The organism is Janthinobacterium sp. BCJ23, from assembly GCF_059617945.1.
Genome location: NZ_JCAQAW010000004.1, coordinates 48794 through 72633 on the forward strand (window position 1 = coordinate 48794; position 23840 = coordinate 72633).

General features: G+C 64.1%; 20 protein-coding genes. 14 read left to right on the forward strand and 6 right to left on the reverse strand.

The features are described 5' to 3' along the window. Positions 1 to 13: 13 nt before the first annotated feature. Positions 14 to 1288 carry a maltoporin gene (locus AC54AG_RS14435; protein ID WP_496630737.1) on the reverse strand — a complete coding sequence of 425 codons (1275 nt, stop codon included), beginning with the start codon at positions 1286 to 1288 and terminating at the stop codon, positions 14 to 16. 310 nt (positions 1289 to 1598) lie between these two features. Here AC54AG_RS14435 and AC54AG_RS14440 point away from each other — a divergent pair, with 310 nt between their 5' ends. The 8 genes from AC54AG_RS14440 to AC54AG_RS14475 all read left to right on the forward strand — a co-directional run bounded on the left by AC54AG_RS14440 (position 1599) and on the right by AC54AG_RS14475 (position 11280). Continuing rightward, positions 1599 to 2903, forward strand: coding sequence for an ABC transporter substrate-binding protein (locus tag AC54AG_RS14440; protein WP_034758460.1), 1305 nt, complete (start codon positions 1599 to 1601; stop codon positions 2901 to 2903). 102 nt (positions 2904 to 3005) lie between these two features. Next, entirely contained in the window at positions 3006 to 3866 is an 861-nt protein-coding gene (locus tag AC54AG_RS14445) for a carbohydrate ABC transporter permease (RefSeq protein ID WP_496630738.1), read from the forward strand. A gap of 10 nt (positions 3867 to 3876) precedes the next feature. Next, complete coding sequence (locus AC54AG_RS14450) at positions 3877 to 4695, forward strand: carbohydrate ABC transporter permease (protein ID WP_496630739.1); 819 nt, start codon at positions 3877 to 3879, stop codon at positions 4693 to 4695. Positions 4696 to 4717: 22 nt separating this feature from the next. Then, positions 4718 to 5767, forward strand: a complete 1050-nt coding sequence (locus tag AC54AG_RS14455; RefSeq protein WP_331777628.1) for an ABC transporter ATP-binding protein — start codon at positions 4718 to 4720, stop codon at positions 5765 to 5767. Beyond that, the gene (locus AC54AG_RS14460) at positions 5767 to 7242 is read left to right on the forward strand and encodes a mannitol dehydrogenase family protein (protein ID WP_496630740.1); all 1476 of its coding nucleotides are present in this window, start codon (positions 5767 to 5769) and stop codon (positions 7240 to 7242) included. The genes AC54AG_RS14455 and AC54AG_RS14460 overlap by 1 nt, the downstream gene beginning before the upstream one ends. Positions 7243 to 7257: 15 nt before the next feature. Next, complete coding sequence (locus tag AC54AG_RS14465) at positions 7258 to 8175, forward strand: helix-turn-helix domain-containing protein (RefSeq protein ID WP_496630741.1); 918 nt, start codon at positions 7258 to 7260, stop codon at positions 8173 to 8175. A 55-nt stretch (positions 8176 to 8230) separates the two neighbouring features. Then, positions 8231 to 9157, forward strand: a complete 927-nt coding sequence (locus tag AC54AG_RS14470; RefSeq protein WP_046684811.1) for a helix-turn-helix domain-containing protein — start codon at positions 8231 to 8233, stop codon at positions 9155 to 9157. A 71-nt stretch (positions 9158 to 9228) separates the two neighbouring features. Further along, complete coding sequence (locus tag AC54AG_RS14475) at positions 9229 to 11280, forward strand: esterase-like activity of phytase family protein (protein ID WP_496630742.1); 2052 nt, start codon at positions 9229 to 9231, stop codon at positions 11278 to 11280. A 157-nt stretch (positions 11281 to 11437) separates the two neighbouring features. Here AC54AG_RS14475 and AC54AG_RS14480 read toward each other — a convergent pair whose 3' ends face one another. Then, positions 11438 to 13522: a S9 family peptidase gene (locus AC54AG_RS14480; RefSeq protein ID WP_496630743.1), complete on the reverse strand. Its 2085-nt coding sequence runs from the start codon at positions 13520 to 13522 to the stop codon at positions 11438 to 11440. Between the two features lie 118 nt (positions 13523 to 13640). Then, on the reverse strand, positions 13641 to 14348 hold the full coding sequence (locus AC54AG_RS14485) for a glutathione S-transferase family protein (protein ID WP_331777631.1): 708 nt from the start codon (positions 14346 to 14348) through the stop codon (positions 13641 to 13643). Between the two features lie 113 nt (positions 14349 to 14461). On the opposite strand from AC54AG_RS14485, the gene AC54AG_RS14490 reads away from it, so the two are divergent. The 3 genes from AC54AG_RS14490 (at position 14462) to AC54AG_RS14500 (ending at position 17362) form a co-directional block, all read left to right on the forward strand. After that, positions 14462 to 14827, forward strand: coding sequence for a winged helix-turn-helix transcriptional regulator (locus tag AC54AG_RS14490; protein ID WP_034758434.1), 366 nt, complete (start codon positions 14462 to 14464; stop codon positions 14825 to 14827). Positions 14828 to 14888: 61 nt separating this feature from the next. Beyond that, positions 14889 to 15479 carry a hypothetical protein gene (locus AC54AG_RS14495; protein ID WP_331777632.1) on the forward strand — a complete coding sequence of 197 codons (591 nt, stop codon included), beginning with the start codon at positions 14889 to 14891 and terminating at the stop codon, positions 15477 to 15479. A 239-nt stretch (positions 15480 to 15718) separates the two neighbouring features. Then, entirely contained in the window at positions 15719 to 17362 is a 1644-nt protein-coding gene (locus AC54AG_RS14500; RefSeq protein WP_331777633.1) for a methyl-accepting chemotaxis protein, read from the forward strand. On the opposite strand, the gene AC54AG_RS14505 is transcribed toward AC54AG_RS14500, so the two are convergent. The 3 genes from AC54AG_RS14505 to AC54AG_RS14515 all read right to left on the reverse strand — a co-directional run bounded on the left by AC54AG_RS14505 (position 17334) and on the right by AC54AG_RS14515 (position 20181). Beyond that, positions 17334 to 18182 (reverse strand): DUF2071 domain-containing protein, encoded by an 849-nt coding sequence (locus AC54AG_RS14505; protein ID WP_219329854.1) that lies wholly within the window; start codon positions 18180 to 18182, stop codon positions 17334 to 17336. The two genes, AC54AG_RS14500 and AC54AG_RS14505, sit on opposite strands and share 29 nt — an antisense overlap. A 62-nt stretch (positions 18183 to 18244) precedes the next feature. Next, positions 18245 to 19027 carry a 3-hydroxybutyrate dehydrogenase gene (locus AC54AG_RS14510; protein ID WP_046684805.1) on the reverse strand — a complete coding sequence of 261 codons (783 nt, stop codon included), beginning with the start codon at positions 19025 to 19027 and terminating at the stop codon, positions 18245 to 18247. Between the two features lie 92 nt (positions 19028 to 19119). Next, a complete protein-coding gene (locus tag AC54AG_RS14515; protein WP_496630744.1) occupies positions 19120 to 20181 on the reverse strand; it encodes an AraC family transcriptional regulator in 1062 nt (353 codons plus the stop codon). 139 nt (positions 20182 to 20320) lie between these two features. Here AC54AG_RS14515 and AC54AG_RS14520 point away from each other — a divergent pair, with 139 nt between their 5' ends. Genes AC54AG_RS14520 through AC54AG_RS14530 form a run of 3 tightly spaced genes read left to right on the forward strand, consistent with a single transcriptional unit; the run spans position 20321 to position 23837 of the window. Then, positions 20321 to 21931, forward strand: coding sequence for an FAD-binding oxidoreductase (locus AC54AG_RS14520; protein ID WP_496630745.1), 1611 nt, complete (start codon positions 20321 to 20323; stop codon positions 21929 to 21931). Continuing rightward, a complete protein-coding gene (locus tag AC54AG_RS14525; protein WP_496630747.1) occupies positions 21928 to 23496 on the forward strand; it encodes a glycerol-3-phosphate dehydrogenase/oxidase in 1569 nt (522 codons plus the stop codon). Before AC54AG_RS14520 ends, AC54AG_RS14525 begins: the two co-directional genes overlap by 4 nt. Then, on the forward strand, positions 23493 to 23837 hold the full coding sequence (locus AC54AG_RS14530; protein ID WP_496630749.1) for a hypothetical protein: 345 nt from the start codon (positions 23493 to 23495) through the stop codon (positions 23835 to 23837). Before AC54AG_RS14525 ends, AC54AG_RS14530 begins: the two co-directional genes overlap by 4 nt. Positions 23838 to 23840: the final 3 nt, after the last annotated feature.

The following is a 23840-nucleotide window of genomic DNA, read 5'->3' on the forward strand; positions in this document are numbered from 1 at the left end:
GGGTTGTTTCAGCTTAAAACCAAGTTTCAACTTGGAAACCATACGAGGTGCCGCTCGTATTGTTGTTGTAGATCGGGCCGCCGTTGTTCGACGCATTGACCGAGGCGGTGGCCGCGTCGTTCCATTTGCCGTACGTCACGAAAGCGCGCAGTTCAGGACGCGACCACAGGCCAGGACCTGCCGAGATCGTCGGTGCGATGGTCAGCTTGGTCAAGCGCTTGGCTGGCTGGCCGCCCGATTGCGTCACGCGGTCCGTGCCCAGTTCGCCCACCAGCTTGAAGTTGTTGGTGAACGCGTACACAGGACGCACGCCGACCGAGGTCCAGGTCGAGGAACCGGTAGCATTCGACTCGTCTTTTTGCCACAGGGCGACAAATTCCATGCCGAAGTTGGCCATCGGCTGGATCGCCATGTCATTGAAGACGCGCGTGCGCTTGCGGTCCGAACCGAAACCGGTGTCGCCCGAAGCGCCGAACTGGCCGTTGCCGGCACCGCCGACACCAGGACCGACGCCGTACTGCACGCCGAAGGTGTTGCCGCCGCCGAAGACTTTCGCTTGACGGTGGAATGCCGACAGCTGCCAGCCATTGTGCTTTTGGCCATAAGCGTCGTTGTCCTTGCCTTCGCCGATGATGTAGGTCGCGGCCAGGTCCAGGGTGCCGTTTTCATTGACGGGAATCTCGCCGTAGATGAAGTTCTGGCGCACGGCAGACTTGGTGCTGACGACGCCGGTCGGCGACACGGTGTTGACGTCGTTGTCCTTGAAGAAGGCATACGAGAATTTACCCGGGCCCGCAGGAATGCGGTCCAGGCCGGCGCCCGTGCCGTTCATGTTGATGTATTGCAGATCCAGCATGTGGATGTCAGGACGGTAGTAGAAGCGTTTACCGACCCAGGCCGTGCCGCCGTTCAGGAAATCGAGTCCCTGCGCTTCGACATAGGCTTTGACGATGCCCAGTTTGTTGTCGCCGAAATCCGAGTTTGGCGCGTAAGCGTTGACCCAGATGGTGGCCAGGAAGTTCACGCCGCCGGACTGGGCAACGGACTTGGTGTAGCCGAATTCCGTGTAGGCGTCGCACTCATTGCCCAGACGATATTTCATGGTGTTGCCACCGAGGCCGAAGCAGCCTTGCGAACCGCCGTCGCCCGACGTGTTGCTGCCGGCGCCAGCGCGCAGGTAGCCGTGGAAGCCTTCGGAGTCGGATGGGTACATCGGGTCGGCCATGGCGGAAGCGCTGGCGATGGCCAGCAGCAGGGCAGGTAAAGTTTTCAATGCAGTGCGATTCATGCGGTCTCCAGAAGAATGTTGGTGGTAGCGGTGATGCCCAGGAAGGCGGCCACCGCACACGGTCTAATGCCGAAAACCAAGTCTAGCAGCGCTTTTTTGACCACCCTGATACAAAACGTGCAAGTACTGATACTTTCTTTCAGAGTGTTGTTTTTGCTACATATCGATACTCTTGCGCATGATGGGCTTGCAAAAGAGTATCGAATTGCGGTTTTGGAGTATCAGAAAGTATCAAAGGCCGGTGCTACATTGTGGTCGTGGTGCCAAGTAATCGGGCATTGCCAACGACAAAAAACACTGGAGACACACAATGAAACGTTCCGCCATTGCCGCGCTGATCGCCGGCTGCCTCAGCTCGTCCGCTTTTGCCGCCACCGACCTGGTCATCGCGACCGTCAACAACGGCCACATGATCGAAATGCAAAAGCTCGGCAAGTTCTTCGAGCAAGCCAATCCCGACATCAAGCTCAAATGGGTGACCCTGGAAGAGGGCGTCTTGCGCCAGCGCATGACCACCGATATCGCCACCAAAGGCGGCCAGTTCGACGTGATGACCATCGGCCTGTATGAAACACCCATCTGGGGCAAGAAAAACTGGCTGATCCCCATCAAGCCGGACGCCAAATACGATATCGACGACTTGCTGCCCGCCATCCGCGAAGGCCTGTCCGGCGACGGCAAGCTGTACGCGTCGCCGTTCTATGGCGAAAGCTCGATGATCATGTACCGCAGCGACCTCGTCAAAAAGGCGGGCGTGACGATCGAGGACCGTCCGTCCTGGAACCAGCTGCGCGACGTGGCGGCCAAGCTGCACGATCCTGCCAACGGCGTGTACGGCATCTGCCTGCGCGGCAAGCCGGGCTGGGGCGATAACATGGCGCTGATCACCACCATGGCCAATTCCTACGGCGGCCAGCTGTTCGACATGAAATGGAAGCCGCAATTTACCAGCAAGCCGTGGAAGGACGCGGTCACCATGTATGTCGACCTGATGAAGAAATACGGCCCGCCGGGTGCGGCCGCCAACAGCTTCAATGAAAACCTGGCCCTGTTCAACCAGGGCAAGTGCGGCATCTGGATCGACGCGACGATTGCCGCCTCCTTCATCACGGACCCCAAGCAAAGCAAGGTGGCCGACAAGGTGGCGTTCGCCCAGTCGCCCGTGGGCGTGACGGAGCGGGGCGCCAACTGGCTGTGGATCTGGTCGCTGGCCATTCCTTCGAGCTCGAAGCACCCAAGTGAAGCGCAGCGCTTCATCAACTGGGCCACGTCGCCCGACTACGTGAAACTGGTGGCCAAGGAAACGAGCTGGGCCAACGTGCCGACGGGCACGCGCAAGTCGACGTATGCGAGCCCCGAGTTCCAGAAAGTGGCGAAATTTGCCGCCGCCGAAGGCAAGGCGCTGGCCACCACGCGCGCCGTGCAAAGCACCTTGCCGCCATCGCCATATGTAGGCGTGCAATTCGCATCGATTCCCGAATTCCAGGTGATCGGCGTGGCGGCCGGCCAGCAGATGGCGGCAGCGCTGCTGGGCAAGGTGACGGTGGACCAGGCGCTGGAGTTGTCGCAGCAGACGGCGGAAAGAGAAATGCGCAAGGGCGGCTACTACAAATAACGCAGCGTCCTTGTCGAGTAGTTTGCTTACCCCAACGGCGTAAAGCAGGGGTCAGACCCGCCGGGTCTGACCCCAGATTTCCCCTTGCCCCAAGAGAACACTATGAAACGCATTATCCCCCGGACTTTGCTGACGCCGGCCGTGCTTGCCGTCTCCGTCATTTCCGTGATCCCGCTGCTGATCACCTTGTATTACGCGTTCGTGCGCTATTCCATGCTCGATCCGAGCGGCCATCCTTTCCATGGCCTCGCCAATTTCCACTTTTTCTTTACCGATGCCTCGTTCCTGCCGGCCTTGCAGAACACGTTCACCCTGCTGTTTTCCGTCATGCTGATCACGGTGGTGCTGGGCACGGCGCTGGGGCTGCTGATCAATGAAGCGTTCCCCGGGCGCGCCATCGTGCGCGTGCTCCTGATTTCACCTTTCCTCATCATGCCGGCCGTGAATGCCCTGATGTGGAAGAACATGCTGCTCAATCCGATCTACGGCCTGTTCGCACAAATCAGTATTTTCTTTGGCGCCACGCCCGTCGACTGGCTGTCGGCCCACCCGCTGTTTTCCATCATCATGATGGTCTCGTGGCAATGGCTGCCGTTTGCCTGCCTGATCTTCATGACGGCCCTGCAATCGATGGACCGCGAGCAGCTGGAAGCGGCGCGCATGGATGGCGCCACGTATCTGCAGCAGTTGCGCTACCTCTATATCCCCCACCTGGGCCGCGCCGTCTCGGTGGTGCTGATGATCGAGATGATTTTCCTGCTGTCGATCTTTGCGGAAATCTTTACCACGACGGGCGGCGGTCCCGGCTTCGACACGACCACCATCACCTTCATGATCTATCAGCAGGCGCTGCTGTCGTATGACGTCGGAGCGGCCTCGGCCGGCGCCCTGTTCGCCGTGCTCATCGCCAACATCGCCGCCTTCTTCCTGATGCGCGTCATCGGCAAGAATCTGTCGAAATAAGGAGACCTTGATGCATAGCAAACTCAATTTGTATGGCCGCACAGCCGCCGCCTGGCTGTTCGCGCTGCTGCTGTTCTTTCCCATCTTCTGGCTGGGCCTGATGGCCTTCAAGACGGAAGGGCAAGCCATTTCCACACCGCCGCTGCTGTTCTTCACACCGACCCTGGACAGCTTCCGCGAAGTGCTGGCGCGCGACAATTACTTCGGCTACGCGTCGAACTCGCTGTTTACCAGCGTGCTGTCGACGGCCATTGGCCTCTTGATCGCCATTCCGGCAGCGTATTCGATGGCTTTCTTTCCCACGAGCGGCACCATCGGCTTGCTGAAATTCATGCTCAGCTCGCGCTACATGCCCGGCGTGGGCGCCCTGATGCCGATCTATATCTGCTACCAGTACTTCGGCCTGCTCGATACGCGCATCGGCCTGACCATCATGTTCATGCTGATGAATTTGCCCATCATGATCTGGCTGCTGTACACGAGCATGAAGGAGCTGCCGCGCGAAATCCTCGAAGCGTCGCGCATGGATGGCGCCACCGTGTGGGATGAATTCCGCCACGTCGTGCTGCCCTTGTCCGTGGGCGGCATCGCGTCCACGGCGCTGGTCTGCATGGTGTGGTCGTGGAATGAATCGTTCTGGTCGCTGAACCTGGGCGCGTCCAACGCGGGCACCCTGGCCTGGCTCATCGCCTCGTATTCGAGCCCGGAAGGCCTGTTCTGGGCCAAATTGTCGGCCGCTTCGCTGATGGCGATTGCGCCCATCATGGCGCTGGGCTGGTTCTGCCAAAAACAACTGGTCCAGGGGATGACCTTCGGCGCAGTCAAATAAACTACAGAATAGAGACACAATCATGGCTTACCTTCAACTGAGCAATATCGAAAAATTCTTTGGCGAGCACCGCGCCATCAAGGGCATCGACCTGGAAATCCAACAGGGCGAGTTCGTCGTCTTCGTCGGGCCGTCCGGCTGCGGCAAGTCCACCTTGCTGCGCCTGATCGCGGGCCTGGAGCCGATCGACGGCGGCAAGCTGTCGCTCGACGGGCGCGACATCACGGCCTTGCCATCGTCGAAGCGCGACCTGGCGATGGTCTTTCAATCGTATGCGCTGTATCCGCACATGACGGTGTTCCAGAACATGTCGTTCGCGCTGAAACTGGCTGGCGTCGATCCCGCCATCATCCGCGAGAAAGTCGACAAGGCGGCCACCATCCTCGATCTGGGGAAATACCTGGAGCGTACGCCGAAGGAACTGTCGGGCGGCCAGCGCCAGCGGGTGGCCATCGGCCGCGCCATCGTGCGCGATCCGAAAGTGTTTTTGTTCGATGAACCGCTGTCGAACCTCGATGCGGCACTGCGCGTGCAGACGCGCATCGAGATCGCCAAGCTGCACCGCGAACTGGGCGCCACCACGATTTATGTGACCCACGACCAGGTCGAAGCGATGACCCTGGCCGACCGGGTCGTGGTGCTGCGCGACGGGCAGATCGAGCAGCATGGCTCGCCATTGGAACTGTATGACCGCCCCGCCAACCGCTTTGTCGCGCAATTCATCGGCACGCCCAGCATGAACGTGGTGCCGGCCGATGCGGCGCCTCAGTTGCTGGCGCAAGCGGGCAGCGCGGCGCAGGCGGACGGTTTTGTCGGCATCCGCCCCGAGCACGTGCACCTGGGCGCGGCGCAGCCGGGCAGCGTGCCCGTCACCGTCGACCTGGTGGAGTCCTTGGGCGTGGAAACCCTGACCTATGTGCGCCTGCCGAACAACGTGCAGGTGGTGTCGCGCGGCGCCGAGCGCAGCAGCCTGCAGCCGGGCCAGCAGACGCATCTGACGTTCGAGCCGGGCTTCGTCCATTATTTTGACCGCGCCGGCAAGACCTATGCGGCGGCGAAAGGAGCGCTGTAATGGAATCGATCGCATTGAACCAGGCGAACCTGGCCAAGCTGCCAGGGAACGTGGCCGTGCCCGCATACGTGCGCGAGACGCTCGTGCCCAGCATCGTGCATATCGGCGTGGGCGGTTTTTTCCGCGCCCACCAGGCCGTCTACCTCGACGATTTGCTGGCCTTGCCCGGCAACGTGGAATGGGGATACTGCGGCGTGGGCTTGCTGGCGATTGATGCGGCCATGCGCGACGCCATGCGGTCGCAGGATGGCTTGTACACGGTGGTCGAGCGCAGCGCGGCGGGCGATTCTGCCCGCGTCATCGGCTGCGTCGGCGAATACCTGTATGCGCCCGACGACCCGCAAGCCGTGCTGGAAAAGCTGGCAGACCCCGGCACGCGCATCGTCGCGCTGACCATCACCGAGGGCGGTTATTATGTGAACCAGGGCACGGGCGAATTCGATGCGGCCCACCCCGACATCGTGCATGAACTGGCGCATCCGGAATCGCCGCGCTGCTCGTTCGGCTACCTGGCCACCGCGCTGGCCTTGCGCCACCAGCGGGGACTGGCGCCGTTTACCATCATGTCCTGCGATAACCTGCAAAACAATGGCGACGTGACGCGCAAGATGCTGCTGGCTTTTGTCGCCCTGCGCGACCTTGAGCTGGCGCGCTGGCTGGCCACCGATGGCAGCTTCCCCAACAGCATGGTCGACCGCATCACGCCGGCCACCACCGATGAACACCGGGCACTCGTGCGCGGGAGCTTCGGCATCATCGACGCCTGGCCCGTCGTGTGCGAGCCATTCCGCCAGTGGGTCATCGAAGACGAATTCCCGCAGGGCCGGCCGGCTTGGGAAAAGGTGGGTGCGCAGATGACGCACGACGTGCTGCCGTATGAAAAGATGAAGCTGCGCCTCTTGAATGCCAGCCACCAGGCACTGTGCTACATCGGCATGCAGCTCGGTTACACGTTTGCGCACGAAGCGATGAACGATCCTGGCATCCGCGAACTGGTGCGGCGCATGATGGATGACGAGGTGACGCCGCTGCTGGATGAAGTGGAAGGCATCGAACTGGCCCGCTATAAAGATACGCTGATCGAGCGCTTTTCGAATCCGGCCGTGCGCGACCAGCTGGCGCGCATCGGCACGGAAGGTTCCGCGCGTATCCCGAAATTCGTGCTGCCCTCCGTGCGCGAAGCGCTGGCGCAGGGCGGCGCCATCAAGCTGCTGGCGTTTACCGTGGCGTGCTGGTTCCGCTACCTGGAAGGCCATGATGAGCAGGGGCGCGACATGCCCTTGAACGACCCGTATGCGGTGCGTCTGCGCGCGCTGGCGCTGCAGGGCGGCGCGGACGCCGCGGCGCTGCTGTCCCTGCGCGAGCTGTTCGGCGACTTGAGCGACACGCCAGCGTTTGCGCAGGCGGTGGCGCAAGCGCTGGCCAGCCTGTATGGACTGGGTGCGCGCGGGGCGCTGGAACAGATCGTCGCCTGACGGGGAGGGCGCGCCATGCCACGCAAGGCCGATGCCACACTGCCGCAGATGGAGCTGGAACAGCAGCGCGACGCCACGCCCGGCTTCGAGCCGAAAGGCAGTTTCGGCTTCATCCGCTACCTCGAGCACGGCTTTCCGAATGCGCTGGTGCGCTGGCATTACCATGACGAGTACGAACTGCACCTGATCGTCGAGAGCAGCGGCAAGGTCTTTGTCGGCGACTATATCGGCCAGTTCACGCCTGGCCACCTGGTGCTGACGGGGCCGCGCGTGCCGCACAACTGGGTCTCGCTCGACACGCCGCCCGAAGGCGTGGCCTTGCGCGACATGGTGGTCCAGTTTTCGCATGCGCCGCTGGCGTCGATGGCCGCCGCCATTCCCGAATTGAAGGATGTTTTCCCGCTGCTGCAGCGCGCCTTGCACGGCGTGGAATTCTTTGGGGTCAGCGAGCAATCGCTGCGGCGCTTCCGGCGCATCCGCGACAGCAGCGGCCTGCCGCGCTTCATCGAATTTCTGACCTTGCTGGGCGAGCTGGCGCAGACCAGCGACTACCAGCTGCTGTCGACGGTGCCCATGCAGTCGAGCGATGACGACGTGGCCCTGGCGCGCATCAGTTCCGCCATCAACTTCATCGTGCACAATTACAGCAGCCAGTTCTCGCTGAAGCAGCTGGCCGAGCAGGTGGACATGCCCGAGCGGACGTTTTCGCGCTTCTTTCGCCACGCCACGGGCAACAGCTTCACAGACTTCGTCAACCGCCTGCGCATCAACAAGGCGTGCCAGCTGCTGATGGAGACGGAGCGCTATGTCAGCAACATCTGCTACGAGGCGGGGTTCAATAACGTGGCCAATTTCAACCGCCGCTTCCTGGAATTGAAGGGCATGACGCCGAAGGAATTTCGCCAGCAGGCGCTGGGCCGCTTTGGCGAGTGACGCTTTTTGAGGTACATTGGATGGCACAGGCGGGGACAGCCTGGGAGAGACAAGCATGGAATACCGATGGCAGAAGGACAGCGAGCGCAAGGCGCCCGAACTGGAACGCGAAAGCTACGACGGCATCATCAATTACCTGGAACATGGTTATCCCAGCTCGCGCGTGCGCTGGCACTGCCATGAAGAGTATGAGCTGCACCTGATCGTCGCCACCAGCGGGCGCTTGTTCGTGGGCGACTATATCGGCGAGTTTTCACCGGGCCACCTGGTGCTGACGGGACCGCGCCTGCCGCACAACTGGATATCCAACGTGATGCCGGAAGGCGGCGTGGCCCTGCGCGACATGATCGTGCAATTCGCCCATGCGCCGCTGGCCGGCGCCGCGCGCGTCATTCCCGAATTGCGCGAGCTGCTGCCGCTGCTCGAGCGCTCCAGCTATGGCGTGGAGTTTTTCGACATGGGCCACGAGGCCGAACAGCATCTGGCGCGCATCCGCGCCACGCACGGCGCCGAGCGCTTCGCCGAATTCGTGCAATTAATGAGCAAGCTGGCGCGCACGGCCAACTACCGCTTGCTGTCGAGCGCCTCCTTGCGTTCCTACGACGATGACGCCACCCTGGCCAAGGTCAATGCCGTCCTCAACTACATCACGGACAATTACCGCGAGCCGATTTCGGCGGAAATGCTGGCCGAGCAGGTGGGCATGTCGCTGAGTAAATTCTCGCGCTTCTTCCGCAAGGCGACGGGCAACAGCTTCACGGATTTCATGAACCGCCTGCGCATCAACAAGGCTTGCCAGCTGCTGATGGATACGGATCAATACGTATCGAATGTCTGCTACGACGTGGGTTTCCAGAACGTGGCCAATTTCAACCGGCGCTTTTTGCAGGTGAAGGGCGTCACGCCGAAGGAATTCCGGCGCCAGGCCGATGGGCGCTTTGGCGGCATCGGCGGACCTGTTGCTGATACGCCACCGCCGTAACGGCTGTCATGGGCTTGTCACTTTGAGCAGTTATCCTCCACGGCTTCAATCCCACCCTAGCCGAGGAATGCATGAAGACTGCCGTAACGTCCACCCCGAAACTGACCCTGCTGGCCATCGCCGCCGGCCTGGCCCTGGCCGCCTGTGGCGGCAGCGACAGCCACAATGAGCCGGCCAAGCCCGTGGCGCAGACGGGAGTGTTCCTCGACGGCGCGGTGGAAGGGCTCGATTACGTGGCCGGCAGCGCGGCCAAGGCCAGCACCAATGCCAAGGGCGAGTTCATTTGCAACCCGGGCGATACGGTCGCCTTCAGCGTGGGCGGCCTGGCCCTGGGTTCGGCCCCATGCGGCCCCGTCGTCACGCCGCTGGCGCTGGCCGCCAGCACCAACGTGGGGGACGACAAGGTCGTCAACCGCCTGCTGGCGCTGCAATTGCTGGACGAGGACAGCGATCCGTCGAACGGCATCAAATTGACGGCGGAAGTGAAGGCCGCGCTGGCCGGCAAGACCTTGGACTTTGCCGCCGTTCCGGCCGTCTTCAACGCGGCCCTGTCCGCGCATCTGGCGGCCGTGGGCGCGAAGTTCGCCGGCCGCACGGTCGATGCAGAACGCCGCGCCCTCGTGCGCGAGCATTTCGAAGACACCCTGGCCTCGAAAGCGGGCGCGCCCGTCAACGAGGCGCTGACGCAAGCCAACCCGGTCGGCGAAGTGAAAGTGACCGTGACGCGCTACCAGATCCAGGCGGACAGCAAGTTCTACGTGCCGTACGAAGGCGCGAACGCCAAGATCAAGGGCGAATTCCCGAACGGCTTTTTGCCATCGTATGGTTCGGGCCTGGCCTATAAGGGCAAGAATGCGGCGGGCGACCTGGAATTCTATGGCTTGACGGACCGCGGTCCGAACGGCGACGGCCCGCTGGTGCCCGATCCATCGGGCAAGGGTACGATCGGCAGCAAGATCTTCCCGTCGCCGAGCTTCACGCCTTCGTTCGGCGTGCTCACGGTGGGCAAGAACGGCGCCGTGCTGTCGTCGAGCACACCGATCAAGGTATCGGCCACCGTCAACAGCTCGGGCTTGCCCGTGCCCGTGGGCGCCGTCGGCAATTCGGCCGAGATTCCCGTCATGGATGCGATGAAGTTCGACGCGGCAGGCAAGGCTGTCTTCAATGCGGGCGGTCTCGATTCGGAGTCCATCGTCGTCGATGCCAAGCGCAACGCGCTGTGGGTGTCCGACGAATACGGCCCGTTCATCGTCAGGATTGATGCGGCCACGGGCATCATCCAGGCCAAGTACGAGCCGGGCAAGGGCTTGCCGGCGCTGTTCGCCAAGCGCCGCGCCAACCGCGGCATGGAAGGCATGACGCTCGATACGAGCAACGACAAGCTGTATGCGTTCCTGCAAAGCCCTCTGTCCGACGGTACTGCGCCGTATTCGGTGACGAAGAAGAATGAACAGGTCGAGCGTTTCGCCCGCTTCACGCGCTGGATCGAATTCGACCCGGTGACGGGCACCAGCGGCAAGATGTATGCGTATCCGCTCAATGCAGCCGACTACCAGGATGGCCGCACGGGCAATGCCAAGCTGGGCGACATGGTGGCGCTGGGCGGCGGCAAATTCCTCGTCATCGAGCAGGGCGCCGCGCCATCGGGCAAGGTGTTCAATAAACTGATGCTGGTCGAACTGAAGGGCGCCACGGACATCGCGGCCGCCGCCTTCAACGCGGCGACGTCGGACCTGGAAAAAAGCAGCATGGGCGGCGCGGCCGTCAATGGCGCCGACTGGACGGCCGTCACGCCGTTGAAAAAAACCATGTTGCTGGACTTGAACGCCATCGGCTGGGCGGCGGAGAAGGCCGAAGGCCTGACCCTGATCGACGACTCCACCATTGCGCTGGCCAACGACAATGACTTCGGCCTGAAAACCAAGGTCTTTGACGCGAATGGCGTGGAAGTCGATGGCGCCGACGTGACCAAGTGCACGGTCGATGCGAACGGCACCATTATCACCAGCAGCGCGGCCGGCTGCAACGCCGCCAACACCATCCGCGTGGCGCGCGGCAACGACCGCGAGCGTCCAAGCCGCTTGTGGATCGTGAAGTTTGCCAAGGCGCTTAATACGTATTGATGTGCTGCTGTGTCGGATTACGCGGCGCTGCGCGCCGCTAATCCGACCTACATGATAAAAAGCCGCGCGGTGCATCTCTGCATCGCGCGGCTTTTTTACGTAGGTCGGATTAGGCGGGGCCGCCGAGGCCGAAGGCCGTAATCCGACATGTATCCGTTTACTTCTTGGTGTAGGTATTCAACCAATCCAAAACGGTGTGATGCCACAGCAGCGAATTGGCCGGTTTCAGTACCCAGTGGTTTTCGTCCGGGAAGACCAGCAGCTTGCTCGGGATGCCCTGGCGCTGCAGCGCCGTGAAGGTGCCCAGGCCTTGCGCGGTGGGGATGCGGAAATCGAGGTCGCCCTGGACCACCAGCATCGGCGTCTTCCAGTTTTTCACGAAGTTCACGGGATTGAACTGCTCGTGTTTGGCCGGTGCGTCGTAGTACGGGCCGCCGTTTTCCCATTCCGTGAACCACAGTTCTTCCGTCGCGTACGCCATGCCGCGGTTGTCGAACACGCCGTCGTGGTTGACCAGGCACTTGAAGCCGTCCGGCCAGTTACCGGCGATCCAGTTCATCATGTAGCCGCCGTACGACGCGCCCAGCGCGCAGCTGCGCTCGCGGTCCAGCCACGGGAATTTCTTGGTGGCCGCTTCCAGGCCCTTCTGCAAGTCGACCAGCGGCTTGCCGCCCCAGTCGCCGCTGATGGAGTCCGTGAACTTCTGGCCATAGCCGGTCGAACCGTGGAAGTCGATGAAGACGGTGGCGTAGCCGGCGCCCGCATACACTTGCGGATTCCAGCGGTAGCTCCAGCTGTTGCCGAAGCTGCCTTGCGGGCCGCCGTGAACGAGGAAAGCGATTGGATATTTTTCACCGGCCTTGGCATTCCACGGTTTCATGACGTGGCCGTAGACGGTCTCGCCATTCGCGCCGGCGAACGAGAACTGTTCATATTCGCCGAAACGCACGTCGGCCAGGGCTGCCGCATTCTGTTTCGTCAGCTGCACCATCGGTGCGTTTTCCGACTTGGCGTCAAGCTTGCGCGTGTACAGCTGCGCGCCCGAAGCCAGGTTGGCCTGCGCCAGCACGATGGTGTTGCCGCGTACGTCGAAGTCGCCCACGGCGCCCTTGCCCGTCAGCGCTGCGACCTTGCCGCTGGCCGCGTCGATGTGGAACAGACGGTGCTGGCCCACGTCATCGGCGGAAACGAGGAAGGCCTTGCTATCCGGCGTCCAGCGGAAGTCGGCCACGGAACGGTCCCAGTCGTCGGCCACGGTGCGCTTCTTGCCGGTCGCAACATCCATCAGCACCAGATGAAAACGGTCCGCTTCGAAGCCCGGCTTGGTCATGGCGACATAGGCCAGGGTGCGGCCATCGGGTGACCAGGTGGCTTTCGCGTCCCAGGCCGGATTGTCGGCCGTGAGGTTGCGCGGCGCCTGGCCGCCGGCGGCGGGAATCGTGTAGACGTCGAAGTTGGTCGACCACGATTCCGTGCGGCCGGCCACGCGCACGGAGAAGGCCACGGTCTTGCCGTCCGGGCTGAAGTGGTATTCCCCGTTGTCGCCGAACGGTTTCGATGGCGCGTCGCCATCGAGGGTGCCGCTCAGGCTGACGGGTGCGGCGCTGACCTTGCCGGTCGAATCGATCGGCGCCGAGTACAGCGCGTTGCGGCGGCCATCGGCCCAGGTATCCCAGTGGCGCACGAACATCTGGTCGTAGACCATGCCGCTCGCCTTGTTCTTGGCTTTGTCATCGAGGCGCTTTTTCGTGCAGGCGAGGTCCGCGCAATCGAGGAAGACGCCCATGCTGAAGGCCAGGCGGTCGCCCTGCGGCGACAAACGGTAGCTGTCGACGTCCAGCGCCAGGTCGGTGACCTTGGCCGCTTCGCCGCCGTTCAGGGGCAGCTGCCACACTTGCGATGAGCCGGAACGGCCGGAGAGGAAGTAGATGGCGTCGCCGTTCGGCGACCATTGCGGGTCGCTGGCGCTGGCATCGCCGCGCGTGAGCTGGCGTGGCGCCGCGTTCGGCGCGCGCAGGTCGATCATCCACAGCTGCGTGTTGCCACGGTTTTTGTCCAGGTTGGTGGTGCGCACCGTGTAGACGACGCGCGTGGCGTCCGGCGACAGCACGGGGCTGCCCACGCGTTCCATGGCCACCATGTCTTCCACGGTGAAACCGCGCGGCGCGGCCAATGCCGGCACGGCGGCAGTGGTGGCCATGGCGGCACTGAATGCTCCCAAGAGCAGCAGACGTAAACTCATTCAAACTCCCGTTTTATATTGCGACGTTATCGATATGGTATTGACGTGGCCGGCTGTACCGCCGGCAGCCCGACATCATAGCAATAAAGACGCGCCTGCTGCGGGAGTTGACCGCCGGTTAGCCGGCCTTTGCTGCCAGTTGGTCGAGCGCCACGTGGCCGAGGAAACCGCCGCGGCTGGCGGCCGGCAAGCCGTCTTCGATGGCGTGGGCAAAGCGGATGCCGGGGTCTTGTTCCAGCGCGGCCAGCACGCGCGCCGTGTTCGGATAATCGGCCAGGCTGGCCAGTTGCAGCGGTTCGGCCCAGCGCGCCGTGGCGGCCAGGTAGGCGTCGGCGATGGTGGGCGCGGCATCGGAGGCGAGCCATGCGCGGCCCTCGAGCAGGCGCTCCAGGTGGGCCAGGCTTTTGTTCACCTTCTCGACGGCCATCTCGCGCCAGACGGCCGCGCGCGCATCGTCCGGTGACGCGCGCGCGGCCTGGAAGGCGGGCATGAAGGCCGCGTGAAACGTCGTGTGCAAAAAGGACAGCACGCTGTTCAGGCGGTCGTAGTCTGGCGTGCCTTGCGCAAAGCCCAGGCCGCTGCCTGGTGCGCGGGCGGCCAGGTGCAGCAGGATCGCCATGCTTTCCAGCAGCGGCGTGCCCGTGTGCGTGAGCAGGGCCGGCGTCTGGCTCAGCGGATTGATGGCGAGAAAGGCCGGATGCTGCTTGCTGGCCGGGTCGCGCGCTTCCACGCGGGCCAGACGATACGGCAAGCCGCTCCATTCGAGGGCGGCGATGGCGGCAAACGAGCAGCCGAACGGCACGCTGTAGATCAGGGTGGTTTCCAAGTCAAACTCCGATGAGGTGAGGGAAGAGCAGTCTAATCGCGATGGTTACTATTTGGAAGAAGGCAGAATAATGTGGTATAGGTACATTTTTTATACCAGGTTGGAAGCGAACCATGAAAGACAATGTCTCCGGCTGCGCCGTGGAAGAAGCGATGCGCTTGCTGGGCGGGCGCTGGCGGGTGGTGCTGCTCAGCTATCTGATGGCGGGGCCGAAGCGCTTCAGCGAAATCCGCCGCGCCGTGCCGAATATCTCGCAGCGCATGCTGACCCTAGACTTGCGCGCGCTGGAAGAAGCGGGCTTGCTGACGCGCACGATCTACGCGGAAGTGCCCGTCAAGGTGGAATACCGGCTGACGGACGAGGGCTTGCGTCTGCGCGAACTGGTCGAGATGCTGCGGGCCATCGGCTTGCGCCTGCGCGGACAGGCGGACGCGGGCGGGGCCTTTCTCGCGCCCGATGCAGTGGATAATTCTCTATAGAAACAGCTGTTTTTATGCAAAGTGCTAGACTGCCGGCCTTAGCTCACTACACTCGATACCCATGCGCCTGACTTCCATCGCCCTGACCGCCGCCGCCCTGTTCGCCGCCCTGCCGGCCCATGCCGCCACCATGCCCACGCTCGACCAAATTCACGCCGCCGTGCAGGCAGGCGTAGCCAAGACACAAGCGAAGACGCAGTCGAGCATGCCGTTCGTCATCAAGGTCACCAGCCTGGCCGGCTGCCAGGACTCGCAGGAAGTGCCGGGCGAAGTGGTGTGCCTGGTGGGGATGAGCGCCGGCATGCGCGATGCCTTTAATGTACTGCCTCTGCGTAAAGAGGGCGATACCTGGGTCGGCGTCGAGCGCAAGAACGCCAAGTTCACGGGGCCGTCGCCGGCCGAGGCGCAAGCGATGATACGCGCGTGGGCCAAGGAAGAAGTGGCGCGCAATCCGGAAGCGGCCAAGGACGTGCAGATGCAGGAAGCGCAAAGCACCATGCAGGTCAAGGCCGTTAACGAATGCGACGTCAAGCGCAAGACGGGCTACCTCGTGTGCGATACGGAATTGAGCGTGCCGAGCCGTCCGGAAGCCATCAAGACGGAACTGACCTTCATGCTCGAGAGCGGCAACTGGCGCTACGTGCCCCGTTAAACGTTTTTCCTCCGGGACAGCCACGCTGTTCCGGCATCATTCCCGCCATCACCCGCAGCCACGCCGCCGTCTGCAATATTTGCAGATCCACAAGGCAATCTCCTCCGTGAAAATTGCCGATTTAAATTAATAATTAAATATTAAAATTAATGTATCGGTGCAGATTGCAGCCGGCATGCTGCCGTGCCGCATTTGACCGTTCCCCCGTGCCAGCAAGGGCTACAGCCAAGGATCCGACCATGCGACTCAATCTTCCCGTCAGCGATACCGAAATCAATTTGAGTGATAGCGAGACCATCGTCTCGACTACCGACTTGCAAGGCAATATCACCTATGCCAACCCGTATTTCATCGCCGTCAGCGGTTACAGCGCGGAAGAATTGATCGGTGCGCCGCAAAACATCCTCCGGCATCCGGACATGCCGGTCGAGGCGTTCGCCGATTTCTGGGCCACCATCCGCTCGGGGCGCTCGTGGAGCGGCATGGTGAAAAACCGCTGCAAGAACGGCGATTATTACTGGGTGCTGGCGAACGTGACGCCCGTGGTCGAGGATGGCGTGGCTGTCGGCTACATGTCCGTGCGCACCAAGCCCACGCGCCAGCAGGTGGCGCAGGCATCCGCCCTGTACGCGCGCATCAGGGCGGGGCAGGCAGATGGCATTGTCATCAGCCAGGGCGCGGCCGTGCGCACGGGCTGGCTGGCCAGGCTGGCGAGCTTGCGCGACCTGCCGCTGGGCAAGCGCATCGGCTGGAATCTGGGCTTGCTGAGCCTGGTATTGCTGCTGCAGCTGGCGTGGAATGCGGGCGTGCTGCCGGCCGGCGCGGGCGGCTGGCTGACGGGCCTGTCCGTGCTGGCCTTGGGCGCAACCCTGTATTTCTGGCACAGCTTGCACCGCGCCGTGCTGCAACCGTTGCAGCAGGCGCGCCAGGCCTGTGACGTGATGGCGGGCGGCGACCTGACGGGCGAGCTCGACACGACACGGCGCGACGAGATGGGGCAGCTGCTGCGTTCCTTGCGCCAGCTGCGCGTGAATTTGCACTCCATCGTTGGCGACGTGCGCGGCAATTTCCTGCGCATCAGCATGGCCAGCCAGGAAATCGCCGCCGGCAATATGGACTTGTCGGGCCGCACGGAAGCGCAGGCGTCGGCCCTGCAGCAGACGGCGTCGAGCATGGAGCAGCTGGCGGCCACGGTGCAGCAAAACAGCGGCAACGCCGTGCAAGCGAGCGACATGGCGGGCAAAGTCCACGGCCTGGCCGGGCGCGGCGGCGAACTCGTCGGCCAGATGGTGAGCATGATGGCGGACATTAACGCTTCATCGAAGAAAATCGGCGACATTACGGGCATTATCGAAGGCATTGCCTTCCAGACGAATATCCTCGCTTTGAACGCGGCCGTGGAAGCGGCGCGCGCGGGCGACCAGGGTCGCGGCTTTGCCGTCGTGGCGGGCGAAGTGCGCAGCCTGGCGCACCGCAGCGCGGCGGCCGCCACGGAAATCAAGCAATTGATCACGGCGTCTTTGGCGCAGGTGGAGGCGGGCGCGAAGCTGGCGCAGCAGGCGGGCGCGAGCAGCGCCGAAATGCTGGGCGCCGTGCAGGGCGTGCACGGCATCATGGAAGAGATCGCCTCGGCTTCGCGCGAGCAAAGCCACGGCATCGGCCAGGTCAACATGGCCGTCACGCAGATGGATGAAGTGACGCAGCAGAACGCGGCGCTGGTTGAGGAATCGGCGGCCGCTTCGGCGTCGCTGCAAGACCAGACCCTGCAGCTGGAGCAGGCGATGGCCCTGTTCAAACTGGAGCGGCGGCGCGGCGGCCCGGCCACGCCTGTACGACCAGCCGAGCGCCGCCGCGCTACAGCAGACGCTCTGACAGCGCCTTGAAGGCAACCTCGGGCACGAGAAAGGCAAACGGGGTTGACAGGGGCGGCAGCTGGCCCAGCAAGCCGCAGTCGGCGCGCAAGGCCGTCAGCGCCTGCACTTGATCCACATCGACGGGCAAGTCGATTTCACCGAAGACCAGCTTGCCGTTGCGCGGCACGTGCGCGATGGCCGCATCCTGGCAGGCGAGGAAGGCGACGGCATCGTGCCAGTTGCCGAACGGCGCTTGCCAGTCGGCATCGAGGCCATGCTCCGCCATGATGTCCGCCTGCATATCGAGCAGTGGGGCGCTGCCGACACCGGGCGTGATCGTGCAGCGCGCCTGCGTGGCAGTGACTTCCAGCGCCATGTTGTCGGCCAGGTGGCTCGGCAGGATGTCGCTGAACAGCCGCGTGCCCAGCGCATGGGGCAAGCTGTCCATGATATTTTTCAAGAAATACACGCAGGGCACGGCCGGCGCGCCCGCTGGCGTGTGGTCCAGGTACAAGCGCCAGTTGCTTTGCAGCGGAGACGGCAGCAGCTTGCGTAAGGGACCGAGCAGGGCCGGGCCGAAATGCCCGTGGCGGTAGGTCAGCACCGTGAATGGCGTCTTGCCATCGCGCTGCCACAGGGTCACGCCGGCGGGCAGCAGCCGCTGCGCGGCAGCGGCATCGACCAGCCAGCTCACGTAGACGACGTCGCGCACGTCGCTGTGCAAGGTCAGGAAGGGCAGGCGTGACATGACGGCCTGGCGCACCTTGGCAAAGCGCGTGCAATTGGCGAGCGCGGCAAAGAGCCGCCCCGGCCAGCCCGCGCGCGGGTGGCGGTAAGTGTTGTCTTGCAATTGGGGACTTTCAGATGCGGTGATGCAGGCGGACGGCGCCGCCTGCCGGAGACGCTGCGTGTTTACTGCATATGCCAGCCGTGGCTGACGACAATCGATTGGCCGCTCAAGGCCGTCGACGGGAATGCCGCCAGGAAGACGGCCGTTTGCGCCACGTCTTGCGTGGTGGTGAATTCGCCGTCGATGGTGTCTTTCAGCATCACTTTCTTGATCACGTCTTCTTCGCTGATGTTCAGCTGGGCCGCCTGTTCGGGGATTTGCTTGTCGACCAGCGGCGTGCGCACGAAGCCCGGGCAGATGACGTTGGCGCGGATGCCGTCCTTCGCGCCTTCCTTGGCCACCACCTTGGCCAGGCCCAGCAAGCCGTGCTTGGCGGCCACGTAGGCGCTCTTGAACGGCGAGCCTTCGTGCGAGTGCACGGAACCCATGTAGATGATGGCGCCGCCGCGGCCGGCCTTGATCATTTCGCGCATGCAGGCGCGCGTGGTGAGGAAGGCGCCGTCCATGTGAATGGCCAGCATCTTTTTCCATTGGTCGAACGGGTAGTCGACGACGGGGCTGATGATCTGGATACCCGCATTGCTGATCAGGATATCGATGCCGCCGAAGTGGGCCACGGCATCGGCCACGCCCTTGTCGACCTGTTCTTCGCTCGAGACATCCATGGCGACGGCAAACGCCTGGCCGCCCGACTGCTTGATTTCCTCGGCCGTCTTGCTGGCCGCTTCCAGGACCAGGTCGGCGATGACGACCTTGGCGCCCTGTTTTGCGTATTCGATGGCCATTTCCTTGCCGATGCCACTGGCGGCGCCGGTAATCAGTGCGACTTTGTCTTTGAGTTGCATATTAATCCTTTGCATTGCGGGTTGGAGTGATCGTGGAAAATCTGACTTTGCCAGTATAGCGAGAAAACGCGGTGTACATGCCCCGCGCACGTCTATGGGGCTTGCTGCCTGTCAAGGATTTCCTGCAGCCGCCAGGCGCCGGGATTGGTGCCCGCCCAGGTGCGAAACGCGTGGTTGAACGCGCTTTGTTCCTGGTAGCCGAGCAGGAAGGCGATGTCGACCAGCGATAAATGCGGCTCGCGCAGATAGTCGCGTGCCAGGCCGTACCTGGCCTGGTCCAGCAGGGCCTGGAAGCTGGTGCCGGCGTCGGCCAGCTTGCGCTGCAAGGTGCGCGGCGTCATCGCCAGCGCGGCGGCAACGGTCGCCAGCCGCGCAGAACCCTGGCGCAAGCCTGCCACGATGGCCGCGTGCACTTGCGCGTCGATGGCGCCGCCGGTGTCCGTTTCAGCCTCGCGCTGCGCCAGCAACTGTTCCGCATGCTGGCACAGCACGGGGTAGAGGCTGACGTCGGCGTTCGGCACGGGCCAGTCCAGCAATTGCGCGTCGAAAGTGGCCGTGTTGGCACCCGCGCCAAAGGCGGGCAGGCTGCCCAGCACGCGCACGTATTCGTCGCGGTGGGCCGCGTGGCGCAGCAAGTCGCCGCCGCCATCGTGGGTGAATGCCAGTTTGGCCGGCGGCAGCGGCATGCCGGCCAGCCAGTCGCCGCTGACACGGATGCCGGCAAAGACGCTGTCGACCAGGTGCCGGCTGGCGCCCGGGTAGTTGCTGGTCCAGCGGTAGTGCGCGACGGCGCCATCGCGCTGCAGGGCCGACTGGCCCAGGTCGTGCGCCAGCCGTTCATAGCGGGCCGTCTGTTCCAGCACCTGGCCCACGTTGCTGCAGCTGAGTAAAATCAAGCCATAGGCGCTGTACGTGCCCATGCGCACCCGCTGGCCCACGTGCAGGCCGAAATGCGCATCGCCCGCCAGCATCGCGCCCGCATCGAGCAGGCGCACGTAGTCGCGCGCGGCCAGGCCGGGCGTGGACGCTTCCAGGCTGTGCGGCGCCACGCCGGCCGCTTGCGCCAGGGTGACGCCATCGATGCCGTGCGCGCCGGCCGCTTCGAGCAGCGGCAGCAGATAGGCGCCGGCGACCCGGCCGTCAGTGCTTGTCATGATGGAACAATGCGATTGTCATGAAAAACCAATACCCTTCGTCTGTGGCGGCATATGCTATTGATCTAGCAAGAAAATCAGGCAAGAACAGTATAGCAAGCCGCCGTGGCGCGCAACTGGCCGAATATAGGGGATGTCGATGCAACGCTGGAATGGCTGGGGAGACGAGAGCATCACGTATGCGCTGAGCGGGGACGCGCTGGCGTTTTTGCGCGAGCGCCTGGGGCCTGGCAGCGGCATCGTCGATGCCACCTTCGACGACGCCTGCGCGCAAGTACCCGCTTCGCGCCTGGCGCCGCATCCGCTGATCGACACCCAGCCTGCCACGCGCGTGCGCCATGCGCTCGGCCAAAGCCTGCCCGACTGGTTCAAATTGCGCCATGGCCGCATCGGCGCGGTGCCCGATGGCGTGGCCTTTCCCGACAGCGCGCTGCAGGTGCGCCAGCTGCTCGCGTATGCGCGCCAGGCCTGCGTGGCCGTCATCCCGCACGGCGGCGGCACCAGCGTGGCCGGGCATTTGACGGTAGCGGCGGGACCGCGCCCGGTGCTGTCGGTCAGCCTCGCGCGCCTGCGCGCGCTGGGCCACCTGGACCGCGAAGCGCAGCTGGCCACGTTCGGCGCCGGCGTGTATGGCCCCGACCTGGAAGCGCAGCTGCGCGCGCACGGCTATACCCTGGGCCACTATCCGCAGTCGTTCGAGTATTCGACCCTGGGCGGCTGGATCGCCACGCGCTCGTCGGGCCAGCAATCGTTGCGCTATGGCCGTATCGAGCAGCTGTTCGCGGGCGGCGAAGTGGAAACGCCGGCCGGCACCTTGCGCATCCCCACGTTTCCCGCGTCGGCGGCCGGCATCGACCTGCGCGAAATGGTGCTCGGCTCCGAAGGGCGGCTGGGTATCCTGACGCAGGCGACGGTGCGCGTCTCGCCGCTGCCGCCATACGAGGCGTTCCATGCCGTGTTTTTCGCGGACTGGGGCCAGGCGCAGGCGGCCGTGCGGGCGCTGGCCCAGTCGCGCCTGCCCTTGTGCATGCTGCGCCTGTCGAACGCCCTGGAAACGCAAACCATGCTGACCCTGGCCGGACACAAGAAACTGGTGGGACTGCTGGAACGTTATTTGTCGCTGCGCGGCTGCGGCGACGGCAAGTGCATGCTGATGCTGGGCGTCAGCGGAGAGGAAAAACTGGCCCGTGCGGCCCTGCGCGGCGCGCTGGCGCTGGCGCGGCGGCACGGCGGCGTGCACGTGGGACGCCACATGGGCGACAAGTGGAAGCAGGGGCGTTTTCGCAACGTTTACCTGCGCAACGGCGCGTGGGAGCATGGCTATGTGATCGACACGGTGGAAACGGCCGTCGACTGGCCCCGCGTGGCACTGATGATGGCGGCGCTCGAGCAGGCGGGTGTCAATGCGCTGGCCGCGCATGGCGAGCAGGTGCACGCGTACACGCATCTGTCGCACGTATACGCGCAGGGCGCCAGTGTCTACACCACCTATGTGTACCGGCTGGCGTCCACCTTTGAAGAAAACATGGCGCGCTGGCGTGCGCTGAAAGACGCGGCCGGTGCCGCCATCGTCGCCAACGGCGGCACCATCAGCCACCAGCACGGCGTGGGCACGGACCACGCGCCGTGGCTGGCGGCGGAAAAGGGAGAGCTGGGCATCGCCGCCATGCGCGCGCTGCTGCGCCAGTTCGATCCGCAAGGCATGATGAATCCGGGCAAACTGCTGCCTGACACGGGCAGCGGATTGTGAACAGGGACGATTTGCCCGGCCTCCTGGCGCGCGAGTGGGACGTGCTGATCGTCGGCGGCGGCATCACGGGCGCCGGCATCTTGCTGGAAGCGGCGCGGCGCGGTTTGACGGCGCTGCTGGTGGAGCAGCGCGATTTCGCCTGGGGCACCTCGAGCCGTTCCTCGAAGCTCGTGCATGGCGGCTTGCGCTACCTGAAGCAGGGCCAGTTCGCGCTGACGCGCGAATCGGTGCACGAGCGGCAAACCTTGCTGACGGATGCGGCCGGGCTGGTCGAGCCGCAAGGCTTTGCCTTTGGCGATTACACGGGCAGGAAGCCGGGGCGGCGCCAGTTCATGCTGGGGCTGGCCATCTACGACGTGATGGCGGGCCGGCGCGCGCGCCGCTATGTCGATGCGGCGGATTTCGCCATGCTGGCGCCGCACATCCGACGCGACGGCCTGCAGGGCGGCATGCTGTACCAGGACGCCAAGACGGACGATGCGCGCCTGGTACTGCGCGTACTGCAGGAAGCGCGCCGCCATGGCGGCGTGGCCGTCAATTACCTGGGCGTGGCGTCCTTGCTGCGCGACGGTGGCAAGGTCGCCGGCGCCACCTTGACCGATGCGCTCGATGGCAGGGCATTCACCGTGCGTGCGCGCCTGGTGATCAGCGCCACGGGCGCCTGGGCCGACGCCTTGCGGGGCCAGGTGGGAGAAACGCCAAAACTGCGGCCCCTGCGCGGCAGCCATCTGCTGCTGCCCGCCTGGCGGCTGCCGCTGGCGCAAGCCGTCAGCCTGATGCACCCGCACGATGGCCGCCCTGTGTTTGCGTATCCGTGGGAGGGCGTGACGCTGGTGGGCACCACCGATGTCGACCACGGCGCCAGCCTGGACGTGGAGCCGGCCATCACGCGCGGCGAACTTGCGTATCTGCTGGCCGCCTTGCAGTGGCAGTTCCCGCAACTGGCGCTGGGCGAAGGCGATGTGCTGGCCACGTTTGCCGGCGTGCGTCCCGTGATCGGCAGCGGCCAGCTTGACCCGTCGAAGGAAGCGCGCGAACATGCGCTATGGCTGGAAAACGGCTTGCTGACGGTGGCGGGCGGCAAGCTGACGACGTTTCGCGTGATCGCCCTCGACGCATTGCGCCGCGCCGCGCCGCTGCTGCCGGGCTGGCAGGCGGAGCTGCGCCCCTTGCCGATTTTCGATGCCACGCCGCCGTTGTCGGGCAAGGCCCTGGCGCTCGATGGCGAGCAGCGCGAACGGCTGCTGGGCCGTCATGGCGCGGGGGCGCAGGCGCTGTGCGATGCGGCGCAGGACGGCGAGCTGGCGCCGATTCCCGGCACGCAGACGCTGTGGGCGCAGCTGCGCTGGGGCGCGCGCATGGAAGACGTGCAGCACCTGGACGACTTGCTGCTGCGGCGCACGCGCCTCGGTTTGCAGCTGGCCGGCGGCGCGCTTGCTATCATGCCGCGCCTGCGCGCCATCTGCCAGCGTGAACTGGGCTGGGACGACGCGCGCTGGGAAGAAGAGCAGCAGCGCTACCTGGCCCTGTGGCGCCGCCATTACAGCGTGCCGCAGGGTGAATGAAAACCATAAAAAAGGAGAGCATCATCGAGACCATCCTGTTTGGCCAGTCCCTGGAACTGGGCGACGCGCGCATCACCTACGACAGCCTGTCGCCGCTGGACTTGCGCCAGAGCGTGGACGTCCTCCTCGACGACCTGGGCGAAGACCTGCTGCAAATCACGTGCGCGAATGGCGACATCGTCGACGTGGGCTGGTATCCGGCATGGAACGAACAGGGGCGCTTGCGCGTAGTGGCAGTGCGCGGGCAGGACTGGGAAGCGCCTGTCTTCAGCGCGCTGCCGGAAAAAGATCCGCAAGCGCTGCTGCAGGCGCTGCGCGCTGCGCTGGCCAGCCTGGCATAAGCC

Bases quoted from the DNA above. Each gene is read 5' to 3' on its own strand.
- AC54AG_RS14530 (WP_496630749.1), top strand. From the start codon at position 23,493: ATGAAAACCATAAAAAAGGAGAGCATCATCGAGACCATCCTGTTTGGC.
- AC54AG_RS14470 (WP_046684811.1), top strand. From the start codon at position 8,231: ATGGAATACCGATGGCAGAAGGACAGCGAGCGCAAGGCGCCCGAACTG.
- AC54AG_RS14450 (WP_496630739.1), top strand. From the start codon at position 3,877: ATGCATAGCAAACTCAATTTGTATGGCCGCACAGCCGCCGCCTGGCTG.
- AC54AG_RS14500 (WP_331777633.1), top strand. From the start codon at position 15,719: ATGCGACTCAATCTTCCCGTCAGCGATACCGAAATCAATTTGAGTGAT.
- AC54AG_RS14475 (WP_496630742.1), top strand. From the start codon at position 9,229: ATGAAGACTGCCGTAACGTCCACCCCGAAACTGACCCTGCTGGCCATC.
- AC54AG_RS14510 (WP_046684805.1), bottom strand. From the start codon at position 19,027: ATGCAACTCAAAGACAAAGTCGCACTGATTACCGGCGCCGCCAGTGGC.
- AC54AG_RS14490 (WP_034758434.1), top strand. From the start codon at position 14,462: ATGAAAGACAATGTCTCCGGCTGCGCCGTGGAAGAAGCGATGCGCTTG.
- AC54AG_RS14495 (WP_331777632.1), top strand. From the start codon at position 14,889: ATGCGCCTGACTTCCATCGCCCTGACCGCCGCCGCCCTGTTCGCCGCC.
- AC54AG_RS14435 (WP_496630737.1), bottom strand. From the start codon at position 1,288: ATGAATCGCACTGCATTGAAAACTTTACCTGCCCTGCTGCTGGCCATC.
- AC54AG_RS14520 (WP_496630745.1), top strand. From the start codon at position 20,321: ATGCAACGCTGGAATGGCTGGGGAGACGAGAGCATCACGTATGCGCTG.
- AC54AG_RS14455 (WP_331777628.1), top strand. From the start codon at position 4,718: ATGGCTTACCTTCAACTGAGCAATATCGAAAAATTCTTTGGCGAGCAC.
- AC54AG_RS14460 (WP_496630740.1), top strand. From the start codon at position 5,767: ATGGAATCGATCGCATTGAACCAGGCGAACCTGGCCAAGCTGCCAGGG.
- AC54AG_RS14440 (WP_034758460.1), top strand. From the start codon at position 1,599: ATGAAACGTTCCGCCATTGCCGCGCTGATCGCCGGCTGCCTCAGCTCG.
- AC54AG_RS14445 (WP_496630738.1), top strand. From the start codon at position 3,006: ATGAAACGCATTATCCCCCGGACTTTGCTGACGCCGGCCGTGCTTGCC.
- AC54AG_RS14465 (WP_496630741.1), top strand. From the start codon at position 7,258: ATGCCACGCAAGGCCGATGCCACACTGCCGCAGATGGAGCTGGAACAG.
- AC54AG_RS14480 (WP_496630743.1), bottom strand. From the start codon at position 13,522: ATGAGTTTACGTCTGCTGCTCTTGGGAGCATTCAGTGCCGCCATGGCC.
- AC54AG_RS14515 (WP_496630744.1), bottom strand. From the start codon at position 20,181: ATGACAAGCACTGACGGCCGGGTCGCCGGCGCCTATCTGCTGCCGCTG.